Below are 16187 nucleotides of genomic sequence, written 5' to 3'. Positions count from 1 at the left end.
AGCTCCAATGTTACCCCTCGACTTGCATGTGTTAGGCCTGCCGCTAGCGTTCATCCTGAGCCAGGATCAAACTCTTCATCGTTAAATTTTTAAGTGTTTCCACTATTACTTTTAACAACTAATTAGAATCTCTAATACTCAAAATGGTCTATTCTCTTTGTTAAATTAATCCGTTTCCAAATTAATTTTACGCTGTCAATTCAATATGTTTATGAACTTGTTTCTTTTCTTATCTTAACGCGTTACCTTGCTAAGCGGGTGCAAATATAAAACCCTTTTTTAACTCTCACAATAATTATTTAACTTTTATTTTAAAAAGATTTAATACCTCTTTAACCTAAATACTAAACAATATACTTATGAACTTTCTAGCTAATTACGTTGCCGTTTTTAGCGGCTGCAAACTTACAACCTTTTCTGAAACTCACAATGTTTTTTAATTCTTTTTTTAAAAGTTTTTTACCACTTTTAAAATCTTAATCAACCAACCTGTTTATGAACGTTACGCCTTTAAAGTTTTACCTTTTTTAGCGGGGTGCAAATATAGATCCCTTTTTGGTTCTGACAACCTTTTTATTAATGTTTTTTTCAAGTTTATTTCTATTCTCGCTTAATAAGCTTATTTTAAATGAATTGACTCTATATTAATTTTAAATTTCATTAAGCAACGTCTTTTCTATATTTGTATTTCTTAGGATTTGCACTAATTACAACGGACAACACCCGCGTAAAGGATTAATGCGGCATCCTTTTTTTTAAGAATGATTAGACATATAGTATACCAAATAATCTAATACTTATTTATTTAAACAAACCAATTGTAATGGTAACAAAAAAAAAAAAAAAGATATAGCGGAAAGCCCGACCTATTAATGTGCAACAAAGGCACATTAATGGGATACACTCAAATTCTCTTTTAACTATTAATGATAAAATAAGCTCTCGATATATACTATAATAAGGTAATTATAATATTAAGATTTTTGCTACCAAGTAGATTTAACCACCAGTTGGTAAACTAACATAACTAAAACATGTGAATTCTATATTTAAGAGGAAAGTATGGAAAACAAAAAAGCTTCATATTTCTATGAAGCTTTTAGAGCGAGAGACCGGGTTCGAACCGGCGACATTCAGCTTGGAAGGCTGACGCTCTACCAACTGAGCTACTCTCGCATTTCCGGGTGCAAATATACACACAATATACTTATCTATCAAAATAAAATTTACATTTTTTTCAAAAAATGATAGCCTAAAATTTTAAATCCTTCATTAAAATAAAATTTATGCGAGCCATGATTTGATACATAGGTATTTAGCTCTACAGCCTCGCATCCTTTATTTTTTACGTAATTGTAAATCCATTCAAAAAATTGTGCTCCAAAACGTTGTCCTCTATACTTTTCATCTATAAAAACATGATCTACCTCGACACTCCTACCTGAATAATGACGGGTGCAAAACCATAACCCGCAAACACCAATAAGTTCATTATCTTTAAAAAGAGCCGCGCATTCATAATTTTGCATAAACATTTCAAGAAAACGTTCTCGTAAAACAACATCGTCAACTTGGTTATTGTTTAATTTTTGAACTAAAGGAATTATTAAGTCTATATATTGTTGATCAATAATTTTAAATACAATAGCCATTCTTTTTTTTAGTGAAGATAAATATTTTAATTAAGTTTGATTTTATGAAAAAACAAAATTATACCGTAAAGCAAATACAAGCAGTTGACGCGTATACCATACGACATCCTGTTTTAAGGAAGGGCAAACCCATAGAATCTTGCATCTTTGATGGTGATGATTTAGAAACAACCTTACATTTTGGTATTTATAATACTGAAGAACTTATTGGAGTCTGTTCTTTACTAAAAAACAATAACCCGAAGTTCTCAGAATTGAATCAATATCAACTCCGAGGTATGGCTATTTTACAACATCAACAAGGTTTAGGGATTGGCCACATATTATTAAAGTATTGCGATACTATATTAAAGGAAGAAAAAACAAATCTGATTTGGTGTAATGCTCGAGAGGTTGCTGTTAATTTTTATAAAAGGAATGGATACCGTGTTATTGGCCACTCCTTTAACATAAAAGGTATTGGACCACATTATGTAATGAAAAAGCAATTGAATTTAAGTGACTGATGAGTAAAAAGAGTGTCTAACCTATATAATTCATTTTTTTTGTAATTTCACAACTACCAAAACACCAACCACCATGAGAGGAAAAAATCTAAAAGTAAGACTATTAATAGGTGCCGCAATCGCATTGTTTTTTGTTTTTAAACGATGCAGCCAACGTGAAGAAAACCCATACACGGGTAGAACTCAAACTATCTCGATGAATGCCAATGAAGAAATTGCCATTGGTTTACAAAGCGCCCCACAAATGGCACAGCAACACGGTGGTTTACATGAAAACAATCAATATCAAGCTTTGGTAGATAATGTTGGAAACAAATTAGTAAATAATAGTATTGCAAGAGAAACACCTTATAAGTACGAATTTCATTTACTCGCCGACCCAAACACAATTAACGCATTTGCTCTTCCGGGTGGTCAAATATTTATTACATACGCTTTGTTTTCTCAATTGGAGAATGAAGATCAGCTAGCTGGTGTTTTAGGTCATGAGGTTGGTCACGTTCTTGGGCGCCATAGTGCCGAACGTATTGCCGAGAGTGAATATTGGCAGGGCTTAACCACTGCCGGATCTGTGGGTGCAGACATGGGAGGCTTAGTTAGTGGTATTGGACAAAACACATTACTTACAAATGGGCGTGATGATGAACTTGAAAGTGATGAATTAGGTGTCCGCTTTATGCTAAAAGCAGGTTACAATCCTGAAGAAATGATTGGCGTTATGGAAATATTGAAAGCTGCTGCGGGACCAAATCGTGTTCCAGAGTTTAAAAGCACACATCCTGATCCAGATAATAGAATTGAAAAAATTAGAGAAGCTATTGAAAAATATAAAGGTTTATAAATATAGAAATGACTTAGACTAAAACAAAAAAAGACTGCTTTTAGAGCAGTCTTTTTTGTTGTTTTGATTTATTTATATTTTAGTATTCGCGGTATTCACCAGCACCTATATTAAATGTTAATGAAAAACGTAACGTATTTTCTAAAGGACTCTGAACTTTAGAAGCTGAGAATAGGTAAGATAAATCTATATTTACCACATTGGCCTTAAATCCTGCTCCTAGAGCAAAAAACTTTCTAGCTCCTTTCTCTTCACTTTCGTTAAAGTACCCTGTTCTGAATGCAAAAGAATCTTGATATACATATTCAGCTCCTAATGAATATGTAAACTCTTTAATTTCCTCACTAAATCCACCTGGTGCATCTCCAAAAGATTGAAACATACCTGCTAAAAAACCAACATCTTGAGATTGCCCTTCATAAATAACATTATTTGTTTCGCTTATTAGAACATCTCCATCATCTTCATCATAAGTTCCATTATCATTATTGTCTTCAAAAACAATTTCTGTTCCTAACTTTGGCGGTGTTGGCACTAATAATTTGGCAACTTCTGCTGTTACTGCTATTTTATTATAATCGTCGAATATAAAATCAAAACCTGCTCCTAAACGCAAGTTAGTAGGTTGAAAGTTTTCTACCCCACCTTCCTCGTAAGAGAATTTAGGACCAATATTTTGAATAGCAAATCCCATTCTCCATCTTCCATTAAAATCAGTATAAGCTTCTTCTTCACTTTGATAAAAACCTGAAATATCTACCCCAAACGTACTTGCCGCTGTAGCATCACCACCTAAACCACTTAGCTTTAAATCGGATCTCATGTAACGCATAGCAACCGACATAGCAAACTCTGGAGATAAACGTAAAGCATATGATGCATCTAAAGTAAACTCATTGGGTCTTTGTATTAAAGCATTCACAAATTCGTTTTCACGGAATTCAATATCTCCCAAAGAGAAATATTTTAAACTGGCTGCAAAAGCACTACGATCATCAATGCGATTAAAATATGTTAAGTTTCCTAAAAAAATATCGTTAACTAACTTACTTAAGTATGGCGTATAACTAACACCTACTCCAGATTTAGTTTCTGAAAAAGCATACTTTGCAGGGTTCCATTGTTGAGAAAAAGCATCTACAGAAGTTGCAACCCCCATATCTCCCATAGCTGCCGCGCGAGCATCTGAAGTAATTAATAAAAAAGGAACGCCTGTTGTAATAACTCTAGAATCTCTTTCGTTTGGAATAATTACTGTAGTTTCTTGAGCATTCATTTTTACAACAAAAACGAATGATAATAATAAGAGTACTTTAGTTTTCATGAATTAATATTTAGTTGCAATATATATTTTTTTATAGAATTACTAGCTTTTCAATTTTTTCTACCGTTTTATTTAAAAGGTTAGAATGGACTTTTAATTTGTAAATATAAACACCTTTACCAATTTTATCGCCAAAATCGTCACGACCATCCCAAACAATGTCTCTAGATAGCGAACTTGTAACATTAAAACCGGTAGCTGTTTGTCCGTTTAATGTTCTAACCAATTTTCCAGAAACAGTGAATATCTGTATAGAAACGTCTAAAGGGTCGGAACTATTGTGATTGAACCAAAATTCTGTATAATTTACAAACGGATTTGGGTAATTCAATACATTATTAATAACCAAAGCCTCATCTTTATCATAAACAATAAACTGAATCTCTGACACAGCAGAATTATTATACACATCCCAAGCTTTGAGTGTTAATGTGTGCAAACCGGGTTCTAAATCCCTAAACGGATAACTCAAAATTCCCGTTTTATAATCGTCTACACCGGTTTGGTAATAATCGTTAAGCACAACCGGATTTGTTTCATCCCCATCGAGTATGGCAACAATATCGTGACCAACACCACTCGCTGTATTTATACCATTTTCATCTTCCATTACAGCCAATAACGTTGGCGACTCATTGGTAATACCACCCGATACAAAGTTTTCATCATTCATATATAAAGAAATAACCGGCCCTGTATTATCTACCGGAGCATCTTCATTCAAACCTCCTATTTTAACTGTACCAATACTTGCTCCAGCTTGATTACTTTCTAAGGCCTCATCTTTAGAGTAGAAACTAACCTTACCTACTCCAACAGGAATCCCAACATCTTTTGGCACAATAAAATCGAATTCAAATTCACCATTTTTAACAGATGCTTGTCCTCTAAAAATAATTTCGCCCAACGTTGAAAAATCTAATTTTACAAGTTCACCATTAAGTCTTGTTCCATCATTTGCTAAAGTTTGCCGCTCAATATTTTTATCATAAATAGTTGTAGATACTGTACCATTATAGTTACTTAATAAATTACCAGATAAATCGGTTACTTCTCCAGCCATTTTTACATAACTTAAAGCTTTTAATGTATCGGTTACTTGCGCTAAAGGCACATCGTTAATTTTGGTCAAGTTTATATTAGGTTCTGCAAAAGCAAGTTTCATGGCCGGATCACCTATAAAAAAGACTAAACGTCTTTGACTTGAATTAGATATTGCAGGATTATTTTTTGTTAGCCTTAACGCTTCGGCCATAGAAGGATATTCGTTATCCTGAAAAGTATCATCATCTGAATACGAAAACAAATATTGACCTAAATTATTATTAAAATTAATAGCGAAGGATACAAAGATTTGTCGAGTGGTAGATATTAATCCAATGGCGCCAGAATCTTCATTCCAGTAAGTTACTTCACCAGCTGTTTCTTTATAAGGGTTATCAAACTTAGTATACTCACAAGTTACAGTTACAAAACAATTGAGTTTTCCGAAGTTACGAAACTCCTTAATTTCTTCTTGAAACAACAAATGCTCTTGTGCAAGCCCGTTCTCTCCACCGTGTCCAAAATAATTTACAACCAAAGCACCTTTATCGATAGCATCGATAATTTCTGAAGTTACACGAGGATACCTATCTCCTCCTGCTGTTGTTTCCTGTTGAAAAGCATCGGAGTGAATTTTTATAACATTCAAAAATGGTTTTTCTTCAGTAATTAAATTCCCAATATTATCTGTGGTTTGCTGCAATACGCCTTCCCAATCCAAATCTACATCATCCGAAATTACTACCACATTATTTCGCCAGGTACCAAAAGCTTCCTTTATATAGTAAGATTCTATTTTATCGACCATTTGATTTGCACGTTCTGGTGTGTCGGCAAGAATTCGACCAACGGCAATATCTAATTTATCACTGGAAATCATTGTTCCTTCGTTATCATCCATCATTCCGTAGAAATCATCCGAAACAAAAGAATTTGTTAAATTCAAACTTTCATAAGAATACCAAGAAGGCATAACATTCGTATTATTCGGTATACGATCTTTATAATCGAAAGATCCATCGCCGAATAAACATAGATATTTGATTCTATTTTCGGGTGTGCTGGCATTATCATAAACATACTTTACCAAATTTCTAATAGCCCCAATATCTTGGTTTCCGGTACTGAATTCATTATAAATTTCGGTTAACCCTAAAACTTTTACAATCAAACCATATTGATCTGTGTTAATTTGAGCTAAGCGATTGGCCTGACTTAACATATTATCTGGTGCAACAATAATATAATCTATATCTTGAAACTCATTTTGATTGTTTAAAAATATAGTTCCTTTTATATTCTGATTGGTTAAAGTAGTTTTTCCATCAAATTTAGGCTCATAATAATCCGAAGGTGTTACGGCTACATAGTCTTTTAACACTCCTAAATTAGAAGTGAACGTAAAATTATCTTCAGCCGCACTATTTTCAACATTAGTAATATTATAAATATCGGTAACATCCCAAACTTCGGAAATTTCAGAAGCATTTTCGATGGTATATCTACCAACACCAGAAGCGGATTCTACAGCTTTATTTTTAAAATAAAACTGAGATTTTATAAATTTTAATGCCCTAGTAGCTTCAATAGAAATATAATCTAAATATCCGAGCGCACTAGGATCTCCTTGATTGTTATAACTCAATTTAACATCGACTTCTGAAGAAATCACAGAAGTATTAGTGATATAAAACCTATCATTACCAAGTGTTGGATCGTCTGCTCCTGGTAAAACTAACGTTGACAACTCATTCCCGTTAACAGCTATAGCCATTGAAGTAGACTCTGATGAAATTGTTGCAACGTAGACCTTTAAAGTTATTGGTGTTGATGTTATAATTTCCGGAAACTCAAATTTAAAGTTTTGTTCCGCTTCCACATCAAAACGCTCACCAAACCAACGACGGCCAAGTAAAGCAATATTTTCATTATCATACTCATGATATTGATAATCCTGAAACGTATTGATTTCTAAATCTACCGAACCCGTTGGTTGTGTAAATTGAGAAATACGCTTTCCGTTACCAGAACCGGTATTAATATAATAATAGGTCTTATCAGTATAGCAATTAATGTTGGTATTGCTTTCCTCGTTAAACTGCTTTGGGCCTTGCCCGTAAAATAAAATATAATCGGAATCATTAAAAATACCATCTTCTTCCCCTACAAACTTTACAGCATTCTCTGCTACATCAAAAGGATAATCTTCACTATTAGAAAAAGGAATCATACGTCCGCCATTTCCAAAAACTCTAATAGTTCGGGGATCTACACTGTTTACATTAACACCTAAGCGCTTTAAAAACGATTTTGATAATTTAAAAACACCTGTTGTATCAATATAAAACCGAAACCATTTCCCTTTATCCAAAACAGAATTCGAAATCACTTTTGTTCCTAAAGCTTTATTTAAACCGGCACTTCTTCTGGATGTTCCGTTTGAATAATTAACTTGAAATTGCGTAACTTTTTTATAGATTCCATTATCATATATAATAGGAGATAACTTTAACATTGCATATTGCTTACCTCTTGCAATAGAGTTTTTTAAAGTATAAGATAACTTTTTTGGAATTTTATTAACTGGTAAGTCTTTTAATTCTGCTAAAGATATATTCGTATAACTCACTTTCGATATTGCAACAGATTCTTCATTAACAGAAGAAGCAACTTCCCATTGAGAAACAAACTGAAGTCCTAATTCAAAATCGAAATCACACACCTCTTCATTAAAATAAGGAATTTCTAAACTATAAGAACTTCCAGAAATGGTTTGAGATGCCTGCCAATTGAGAGTAAACGTCTTTTGCTGGGCAAATGCAGTAATAGATATTAGTAATATAAATAGGAATAAATTCTTTTTCATCGTTAAAATAACGTCTTTAGCTTTGAGTTAGTATTAAAAACGCAATAATTTCTAAAACATCATCAAAAATACAATAATAAATTAGCAAAACATTCGTTTATACAACACAATCGAACAAAAAGAGGCCCTGAATACACCTCAAAACATCGATGTAACGCTTAAAAAACAGGACAAAACACCTCTTTTTTTGGTTAAAATGTAAAAAATAGCTTGTTGTGTAAGGTTTAATTCTTATATTGCAGCACCAAAATATTATTAGCTTACTTAAAAGTATGAATATGAAAAAAGTAGTGACAATCAAGGTTTTATTAATTGTAGCACTAGCAGTAGTGTCTACAAGTTGTAAAAAATCTTCGAGTTCTAAAAATAGCTCTAGAGCAACTGGATGGAACATTAACGATAGAGAAGGTGGTTTTCAGTATAATACAGATTTTAAAGAACAGGAAACATCTCCAGGACTTGTATTTGTTGAAGGTGGTACATTTACTAAAGGTCGTGTGCAAGACGATGTTATGCACGACTGGAACAACAGCCCTAACCAACAACATGTTATGTCCTTTTACATGGATGAAACAGAGGTTACAAATGCTATGTATTTAGAATACTTAGATTATTTAAAACGTTATTACCCTCCTTCTGAGGAAAACTTTAAAGCGATCTATAACGGAGCTTTACCAGACACATTAGTTTGGAGAAACCGTTTAGGATACAATGAAGTTATGACGGAGAATTACCTGCGTCACCCAGCTTATGGAGAATATCCTGTAGTTGGTGTTAGCTGGATTCAGGCTGTAGAGTTTTCTAACTGGAGAACAGACCGTGTTAACGAATTAAACTTAAGCAAAGCAGGATACCGTGAAATAAACCACACTGATATTGATCCTGATAATGCATTTAACACAAACAGATACACTATCGATCCTAGTTCTATGGATACAGGCGAACCTGTTGACTCTAGAAGAAATAGAAATATTACTGTAGATGCAGAAGGAAACGAATCTGGCATTTACGCAAGTAGAGAAACAGGTGTTCTTGCTCCAAAGTATAGACTACCAACTGAAGTAGAATGGGAATATGCTGCTTTAGGTTTAAGTGAAATTAGAAGCTACAACCTTTATAGAGGTCGTAAAAAATACCCATGGGACGGACAGTACACACGTTCTGGTAAAAGAAAAATTAGAGGTGACCAAATGGCTAACTTCAAACAAGGTAAAGGTGATTACGGTGGAATTGCTGGATGGTCTGATGATGGTGCCGATATTACAAACGCAGTAAAATCTTATGCTCCAAATGATTTTGGTTTATATGATATGGCTGGTAATGTAGCTGAATGGGTTGCCGATGTTTACAGACCTATTATTGATGATGAATTTAATGACTTTAATTACTACCGTGGAAACGTTTACACTAAAAACGCTATTAATGAAGATGGTTCTGTAAAAGTAATTACTTCGGATGAAATTGTTTATGATACTTTATCTAACGGAAAAATTATTGCTAGAAATTTACCTGGTGAAATTATGCAAGTTCCTGTTGATGAAAATGAAACGTTCCAAAGAACAAATTTTGATAAAAGTAACGAGATAAACTTTAGAGATGGAGACAAGCGTTCTTCAAGAAAGTTCGAAAGCTTCGGTGACGAAGATGAAGACTCTGGAAAATCTAGTGCAATGTATAACTCTCCTAAACATAATATCTCTAGAGATTCTTTAGGAAACATTGTTAGAGAATACGATAAATCAAACAACAGAACATCTTTAATTAACGACGAAGTTCGTGTTTACAAAGGTGGTTCTTGGAAAGACAGAGAATATTGGTTAGATCCTGCGCAACGTCGATACTTCCCGCAAGATATGGCAACAGACTATATTGGTTTTAGATGTGCAATGTCTCGTGTTGGCTCTAAAAGTAAAGGAGGAAACAAAACGAAAAACTAAAACAAGCATTCGTTAATAAATATAAAAAGTCCTAGCATTATGTTAGGACTTTTTTTTATACATTTATTTTAAAATTTTAAGTTTTGAAAATAGAACAATTACATAGCCTTTTCTTAGAATGTGGTAGCGTATCAACAGATACTAGAAAAATTAAAAATAACGACATGTTCTTTGCTTTAAAAGGAGAAAATTTCAATGGTAATACTTATGCCGAAAAAGCCTTAAAGGCCGGAGCTAAATATTCTATTGTTGATGAAGTGAAATACCAAACTTCAGATAGCACCATTTTGGTAGCTAATGTTCTAGAAACTTTACAAACGCTAGCAACCTTCCATAGGTCGTACTTAAAAACACCAATTTTAGCCTTAACAGGAAGCAATGGAAAAACAACCACAAAAGAACTCATTAATTGCGTCCTGTCTCAAAACTTTAAAACAACAGCAACCATTGGCAATTTAAACAACCACATTGGTGTACCCCTTACGCTTCTATCAATGAGCCAAAACACTGAAATTGGCATCGTAGAAATGGGAGCGAATCATCAAAAAGAAATTGAATTTTTGTGTAAGATAGCCAAGCCAGACTTTGGATACATCACCAATTTTGGAAAAGCACATTTAGAAGGCTTCGGAAGTGTTGAAGGCGTAATTAAAGGTAAAAGTGAAATGTACGATTTTCTAATAGCCAATGATAAAATGATTTTCGTTAATTCTAATGACAACGTACAAGTAGATAAAACAGAAAACGCTAAGCGTTTCACCTTCGGAAATAAAAATTCGGATGTAAATATTAATTTTAAAAAGGCTCAACCATTTGTTATTTCTAAATTTAAAGAAGAAGAGATTAAAAGCCAATTAATAGGTGATTACAACTTCAATAACATAGCAGCTGCAATTACTATAGGTGAATATTTTAAAGTTGCTATTTCCAAAATTAAAAAAGCTATCGAGAGCTATACACCTACTAATAACCGTTCTCAAATTATAGAAAAAGATAGTAATAAAATTATACTCGATGCATATAACGCAAACCCCACAAGTATGCATGCTGCTCTTTTAAATTTTGAAAAACAAGACAGCAATAAAATAGCTGTTTTAGGCGATATGTTTGAACTGGGTACAGAAGCCGTAATTGAACATCAAATCATTGCGGATTTAGCCATATCATTAAATATAGAACAAATTATTCTAGTAGGCGAAAACTTTTATGACGTAAATGTTAAATCTAATCGATTAAAAAAGTATAGATCTTTTGCCGATTTAGAAGCTGTATTTCATATTTCAAAAATAGAACATTCTATTATTTTAATTAAGGGTTCTAGAGGCATGGCCTTAGAGCGACTTTTAAATTAAAAACAAAAAAAGTGCCTGATATAAAACCAAGCACCTTCTGTTTAAATAATTCTCCCTAAGAACTAATTAATAGCACTGTAAAGGTCATGTTTTTATGCAATCTGCGCAATACTCAAATTGAGTATTTTTGTTTTTTTATTACAATAAGCTTCTATTAATTTTAAGCATACCGATTAACTCTCCAGTAGAGGATATATTTAGTTTTTTTAAAATATTCCTTCGATGTGTATCCACCGTATTAGAACTTATATTGAGACTAACTCCAATCTCTTTACTCGTCTTATTTAAAACAAGAAGTCTAATAATATCCCGCTCCCTATTACTAATACCGCCTTTTAGTAATTTATGAGAAAAGTTACTAAAATACACCGTTTCATACTCATCGTTACAATTCAATAACTTAGCAGACGCGCAAACTTGCATCTCCATTTCACCTGGTAAAACCGTATAATGTGCCAAACCTATTATAGGTTTACTATCACTATCAAACTCTAATGGCGTTGTAGTCTGTATTAAATTTACATATTCTTCTTTAGCATTCTTTAAACGATAATTCCAAGTATAACTCATACGCTCTCTATTACCTAAGGAAATCTCAGTTAGCGTAAAATTCATTAATTCATTTAATGCTTGTAGCCATTGTTCCAAATCATCAGGATGCATTCTAGCCCAAAAATTACGCATACCACGAGCTTTTAAATCAGCTTTATCCAAACCCAAACAAGCCGTCATATTTTTACTAATATATTCAAAAGTTAAATCTTGAGTATTAGTAACACAGAAAAAGGTAGAACTATAAGGCAAGTAAGTATCCAACTCAATAAATTTCTCTATATGCTTTTTGAGAGAAGGATTATCGTGAGATTTAAAGATTTCTTTATAAGTATCTTTAATATTAAATCTATTCATGAGAGTGGATTGATTATCCTAAAATAGTAAAAATATTACACTCTTAAAGAATTTACGCAAATATTTGACATAAAAAAAACCTAAGATATTCATCTTAGGTTTAAATTTCTGTGGGCGCGAAGGGATTCGAACCCCTGACCCCTTGGGTGTAAACCAAGTGCTCTGAACCAACTGAGCTACGCGCCCTAACAATTACAAAGAGTAAACTCCTTTTTTACATATAAAAAAAGCCTAAGAGCTATCTTAAACTTAATGTGGGCGCGAAGGGATTCGAACCCCTGACCCCTTGGGTGTAAACCAAGTGCTCTGAACCAACTGAGCTACGCGCCCTAATTATTAGGAGGTGCAAAGATACACTACTTTTTGACTTTACAAAGACTTTTTTTGAAAAAAATTCAAATTATTTCTGCTACTACAAAAGTACTTCCTCCTATAAAAATAAAATCATCGATGTTTGCTTTTTCCTTTGCTTCTTTATAAGCCTCATCTACTGATTTATAACTCTCTCCAATTAAATTATACTTACTGAAAAACATCTTTAATTCCTCTGCATCTAGTCCACGAGATATATCTGGTTTGCAGAAATAATAAGTTGCTTTTTTTGGTAATAAATCTATTATGGATATTAAATCTTTATCATTTACAACTCCGAATACAATATGTAGGTGATTATAAACTTCTTTAGAAAGCTGTTTCATTACATACGTTAATCCCTCACGGTTATGACCTGTATCACAAACCACCTTAGGTTCATGATTTAAAACCTGCCAACGACCTAATAAACCGGTATTTTCTATAACGTTTGATAAACCTTTCTTTATATTGCTCAAAGAAATATTATAGCTTTTCTGTTGAAGAATTTTAATCGCGGCCACAACCGTTTGAATATTTTTAACTTGATAATCTCCCTTTAAATCAGAAGCGTAATTATTAGGTACTTGTTGATCTGCAAAAGTAATATCAGCATTATTATTAGTTGCTAGATCTATAAAAACAGATTTAGTTTCTTCTTGAGTCTCCCCTATTATAACAGGTACATTAGGCTTTATAATACCGCCTTTTTCAAAAGCTATAGCGTCCAAGCTGTTACCTAAAAACTGTGTGTGATCTAACCCAATATTTGTAATTACTGAAACCTCTGGTGTAATAATATTTGTAGAATCTAATCGGCCACCCAAACCTACTTCAATAACAGCGACATCTACTTTTTCTTCAGAGAAATATTCGAATGCCATACCAACAGTCATTTCAAAAAACGACAACTGATTAGTCTCAAAAAACGATTTATTACGCTCAATAAAGCCTGTTACAAATGTTTTACTTACTTCTTTACCGTTTATTTTAATACGCTCTCTAAAATCTTTTAAATGAGGCGAAGTATACAACCCCACCTTATAACCTGCCTCTTGTAAAACAGAAGCTAACATATGACTAGAAGAACCTTTTCCGTTGGTACCTGCTACGTGTATGGTTTTAAAATTTCGGTGTGGATAATTTAAATGATTTATAAGTGAAACTGTGTTACTCAAATCGACTTTATATGCCGATTTACCCTGCCTCTGATACATTGGCAGTTGAGAAAACATCCAATCTAAAGTATCGCTATATGTCATGTTTTATTGCCCCAATTTGAAGTTTACTTTTACAAAACCTATTTGTTTTGCTGGTGCTTTAGAATCTGCAGGCCATCTATGAGAAAGCGCTATTTTTTTTGCTGGTTCTAATAAACATTGTGCCGTATTAGTAGTTCCTTTTACTCCTGGCTCAGCTTCTATAACTTGTCCACTTTGGTTTACAATGATTTTCACAATCACTAACCCTGACTCATTACAATCTTGTTTCACCGTATTGAAAGATGCTCGACCACGCCCATTAAGACCGTAACCAACACCACCACTTCCTGATCCAGACCCGAAGTAACTTGGTGCATATGGATTACCATCTAACTGACCTTTATCACCAGCCTTATTATCATCTCCTTCTCCTCCAGATTCTGTTCCTTCAGATTTACTAACACCTCCAATTAAAGCATCTAATTTTCTTTTCTTTTCTTCCTGTTCGCGTTTTTCTTTAGCAACTCGTTCAGCTTCCGCTTTAGCGATAGCTTCAGCTTTCTTTTTAGCATCTGCTTTGGCTTTCGCCTCGGCCTGTGCTTTAGCTTTTTCAGCTGCTTTTTGTTTTTTTATAGCAATCTCTTCCGCATTATCTGCTGTTAAAACCTCTTCTTTTGTTTCTGCTGGTTTTGCAGCTTCTGCTTGCTCAGGAACCGCTTCCGGTTCTGGCTCAGGAAGTTCTTCAACTTCACGCGGTTCAGATTTTATAGGTGCTTTAGGTTGCACGTCTCCCTTACCAAAATCTGTAGTTCCAAAATTTACAGCAACGCCATATTCTTCAGGTGGATCCATATACGGAGGCCCCACAACAAAGAGTAGCAACAAAATAATAACCATTATCAAAGTGGTTATTTTTGCTGAATCTTTTTCATGTTTGGTTTTGAAATATTTCATAGTAAACGCAGTACCTAATTTAAGTCATTAGTTAGGCTGAACAGCCAAAATAACTTTAAACTTATTTCTATTCGCTATATCCATAACCTTCACCACATGCTCTACTGGTACAGATTTCTCTGCTCGTAAAACAATGGTTGGTTGCTCTTTTTTAGATAAAGCCGCAATTAACTCAGATTCTAGCACGCTTTCGCCTACCCTACTTTGATCTATATAGTAAGTTAAATCTTTTTTAATACTAACTGCTATCGACTTTTTATTCTCGGTTTTACCACTCGCTTTTGGTAGTAAAATATCAATTGCGTTGGTGGTTACCAAGGTGGAAGCAATCATAAAAAAGATAAGTAGCAGAAATACAATATCCGTCATAGACGACATATTAAACTCCGGCGTAACTTTATTTCTTCCTCTAAAATTCATATTAAGAAGGTTCGTTTAAATGGTCTAAAAACTCTAAGGAATTTGCTTCCATTTGATACACTACTTTATCAGTTTTAACCACTAAATGGTTATAAGTAATATAAGCAACAATACCTACAATTAAACCAGCAACCGTAGTTGTCATGGCTGTGTAAAGTCCGCTAGCCAAAACATCCATTTGAATACTTCCTCCAGCATTTGCAAGTTCAAAAATCGCCAAGATCATACCAACAACAGTTCCTAAGAAACCAATCATTGGTGCAGCACCAGAAATAGTTGCTAATACACTTACGTTTTTCTCAAGGCCATAAATTTCTAAACGTCCCGCATTTTCAATTGCCGTATTAATATCAGCTAAAGGTTTTCCTATTCTTGAAATCCCTTTTCCTATTAAACGAGAAACCGGAGAATTCACTTGTGTACAAAGTGCTTGTGCCGATTCTATTTTACCATTACTTACATGATCTTTTATTTGATTCATAAAGTTAGCATCGACTTGCGATGCTGCTTTAATAGCAAACAAACGTTCGAAATAAATATAAATGGCAGCTACTAATAATAAAAATAGAATAGCAATAATAATTTGCCCGGCGAAACCACCGCTACTAATTAATTCTATTATCGAGAGCGTTTTTTCAACTGGTTCTCCCTCTGCACCGTCTGGTACGTTTTGTAATATTGTGTTTAGCATATAATCTTAATTTATTGCAACTTTATAACGTCTATTTTGATATTAAATTATAGTCGTCCTAATACTATTTTAAACAAAGTGCAAAAACCTCCGCACTTTGTTTAAAAATCTATCATATAGACGACACTATAATCAACA

General features: G+C 33.5%; 12 protein-coding genes, 3 tRNA genes and 1 rRNA gene. 4 read left to right on the top strand and 12 right to left on the bottom strand.

The genetic code is table 11. The features are described from left to right. The 3 genes from BM246_RS15515 to BM246_RS15505 all read right to left on the bottom strand — a co-directional run. Window positions 1-82: ribosomal RNA gene (locus BM246_RS15515) — 16S ribosomal RNA — on the bottom strand; the annotation flags it as partial. Between the two features lie 1021 nt (window positions 83-1103). Continuing rightward, window positions 1104-1176, bottom strand: a tRNA-Gly gene (locus tag BM246_RS15510). Window positions 1177-1226: 50 nt separating this feature from the next. Then, window positions 1227-1652 carry a GNAT family N-acetyltransferase gene (locus BM246_RS15505; RefSeq protein ID WP_042499249.1) on the bottom strand — a complete coding sequence of 142 codons (426 nt, stop codon included), beginning with the start codon at window positions 1650-1652 and terminating at the stop codon, window positions 1227-1229. A gap of 44 nt (window positions 1653-1696) precedes the next feature. On the opposite strand from BM246_RS15505, the gene BM246_RS15500 reads away from it, so the two are divergent. Together BM246_RS15500 and BM246_RS15495 are read left to right on the top strand one after the other, a co-directional pair. Then, window positions 1697-2158 carry a GNAT family N-acetyltransferase gene (locus tag BM246_RS15500; RefSeq protein ID WP_042499247.1) on the top strand — a complete coding sequence of 154 codons (462 nt, stop codon included), beginning with the start codon at window positions 1697-1699 and terminating at the stop codon, window positions 2156-2158. 73 nt (window positions 2159-2231) lie between these two features. Next, complete coding sequence (locus BM246_RS15495; protein WP_074939086.1) at window positions 2232-2999, top strand: M48 family metalloprotease; 768 nt, start codon at window positions 2232-2234, stop codon at window positions 2997-2999. Window positions 3000-3078: 79 nt separating this feature from the next. Here the strand turns inward: BM246_RS15495 and porV are convergent, their stop codons facing one another. Together porV and porU are read right to left on the bottom strand one after the other, a co-directional pair. After that, entirely contained in the window at window positions 3079-4323 is a 1245-nt protein-coding gene (porV, locus tag BM246_RS15490) for a type IX secretion system outer membrane channel protein PorV (protein WP_042505150.1), read from the bottom strand. A gap of 31 nt (window positions 4324-4354) precedes the next feature. After that, window positions 4355-8233, bottom strand: a complete 3879-nt coding sequence (gene porU / locus BM246_RS15485; protein WP_074939084.1) for a type IX secretion system sortase PorU — start codon at window positions 8231-8233, stop codon at window positions 4355-4357. A 272-nt stretch (window positions 8234-8505) separates the two neighbouring features. Between porU and gldJ the strand changes: the two genes are divergently transcribed. Together gldJ and BM246_RS15475 are read left to right on the top strand one after the other, a co-directional pair. Next, on the top strand, window positions 8506-10170 hold the full coding sequence (gene gldJ, locus BM246_RS15480) for a gliding motility lipoprotein GldJ (protein WP_174564436.1): 1665 nt from the start codon (window positions 8506-8508) through the stop codon (window positions 10168-10170). Window positions 10171-10253: 83 nt separating this feature from the next. After that, window positions 10254-11522: a UDP-N-acetylmuramoyl-tripeptide--D-alanyl-D-alanine ligase gene (locus tag BM246_RS15475; protein ID WP_074939081.1), complete on the top strand. Its 1269-nt coding sequence runs from the start codon at window positions 10254-10256 to the stop codon at window positions 11520-11522. A 138-nt stretch (window positions 11523-11660) separates the two neighbouring features. On the opposite strand, the gene BM246_RS15470 is transcribed toward BM246_RS15475, so the two are convergent. The 7 genes from BM246_RS15470 to BM246_RS15440 all read right to left on the bottom strand — a co-directional run bounded on the left by BM246_RS15470 (window position 11661) and on the right by BM246_RS15440 (window position 16049). Continuing rightward, entirely contained in the window at window positions 11661-12431 is a 771-nt protein-coding gene (locus BM246_RS15470) for a LuxR C-terminal-related transcriptional regulator (protein ID WP_042499245.1), read from the bottom strand. Between the two features lie 111 nt (window positions 12432-12542). Further along, window positions 12543-12617: transfer RNA gene (locus tag BM246_RS15465), tRNA-Val, on the bottom strand. Window positions 12618-12686: 69 nt separating this feature from the next. Then, a tRNA-Val gene (locus BM246_RS15460) sits at window positions 12687-12761 on the bottom strand. Between the two features lie 65 nt (window positions 12762-12826). Then, window positions 12827-14044 carry a bifunctional folylpolyglutamate synthase/dihydrofolate synthase gene (locus BM246_RS15455; RefSeq protein ID WP_074939079.1) on the bottom strand — a complete coding sequence of 406 codons (1218 nt, stop codon included), beginning with the start codon at window positions 14042-14044 and terminating at the stop codon, window positions 12827-12829. A gap of 3 nt (window positions 14045-14047) precedes the next feature. Further along, a complete protein-coding gene (locus BM246_RS15450) occupies window positions 14048-14938 on the bottom strand; it encodes an energy transducer TonB (RefSeq protein WP_074939077.1) in 891 nt (296 codons plus the stop codon). 27 nt (window positions 14939-14965) lie between these two features. After that, window positions 14966-15358 (bottom strand): ExbD/TolR family protein, encoded by a 393-nt coding sequence (locus tag BM246_RS15445; protein WP_042499243.1) that lies wholly within the window; start codon window positions 15356-15358, stop codon window positions 14966-14968. A 1-nt stretch (window position 15359) separates the two neighbouring features. After that, complete coding sequence (locus BM246_RS15440; RefSeq protein WP_074939074.1) at window positions 15360-16049, bottom strand: MotA/TolQ/ExbB proton channel family protein; 690 nt, start codon at window positions 16047-16049, stop codon at window positions 15360-15362. Between the last annotated feature and the right edge of the window lie 138 nt (window positions 16050-16187).

Origin of the sequence: Algibacter lectus, from assembly GCF_900112395.1 — a bacterium.
GTDB classification, from domain to species: Bacteria; Bacteroidota; Bacteroidia; order Flavobacteriales; family Flavobacteriaceae; genus Algibacter; species Algibacter lectus.
Note: the sequence above shows the minus strand (reverse complement) of the source record. Positions and strands in the feature narration are given on the sequence as shown.

Excerpts from the sequence above, each read along its gene's own strand:
- BM246_RS15505 (WP_042499249.1), bottom strand. The coding sequence starts at position 1,652 with ATGGCTATTGTATTTAAAATTATTGATCAACAATATATAGACTTAATA.
- BM246_RS15500 (WP_042499247.1), top strand. The coding sequence starts at position 1,697 with ATGAAAAAACAAAATTATACCGTAAAGCAAATACAAGCAGTTGACGCG.
- BM246_RS15495 (WP_074939086.1), top strand. The coding sequence starts at position 2,232 with ATGAGAGGAAAAAATCTAAAAGTAAGACTATTAATAGGTGCCGCAATC.
- porV (WP_042505150.1), bottom strand. The coding sequence starts at position 4,323 with ATGAAAACTAAAGTACTCTTATTATTATCATTCGTTTTTGTTGTAAAA.
- porU (WP_074939084.1), bottom strand. The coding sequence starts at position 8,233 with ATGAAAAAGAATTTATTCCTATTTATATTACTAATATCTATTACTGCA.
- gldJ (WP_174564436.1), top strand. The coding sequence starts at position 8,506 with ATGAATATGAAAAAAGTAGTGACAATCAAGGTTTTATTAATTGTAGCA.
- BM246_RS15470 (WP_042499245.1), bottom strand. The coding sequence starts at position 12,431 with ATGAATAGATTTAATATTAAAGATACTTATAAAGAAATCTTTAAATCT.
- BM246_RS15455 (WP_074939079.1), bottom strand. The coding sequence starts at position 14,044 with ATGACATATAGCGATACTTTAGATTGGATGTTTTCTCAACTGCCAATG.
- BM246_RS15450 (WP_074939077.1), bottom strand. The coding sequence starts at position 14,938 with ATGAAATATTTCAAAACCAAACATGAAAAAGATTCAGCAAAAATAACC.
- BM246_RS15445 (WP_042499243.1), bottom strand. The coding sequence starts at position 15,358 with ATGAATTTTAGAGGAAGAAATAAAGTTACGCCGGAGTTTAATATGTCG.
- BM246_RS15440 (WP_074939074.1), bottom strand. The coding sequence starts at position 16,049 with ATGCTAAACACAATATTACAAAACGTACCAGACGGTGCAGAGGGAGAA.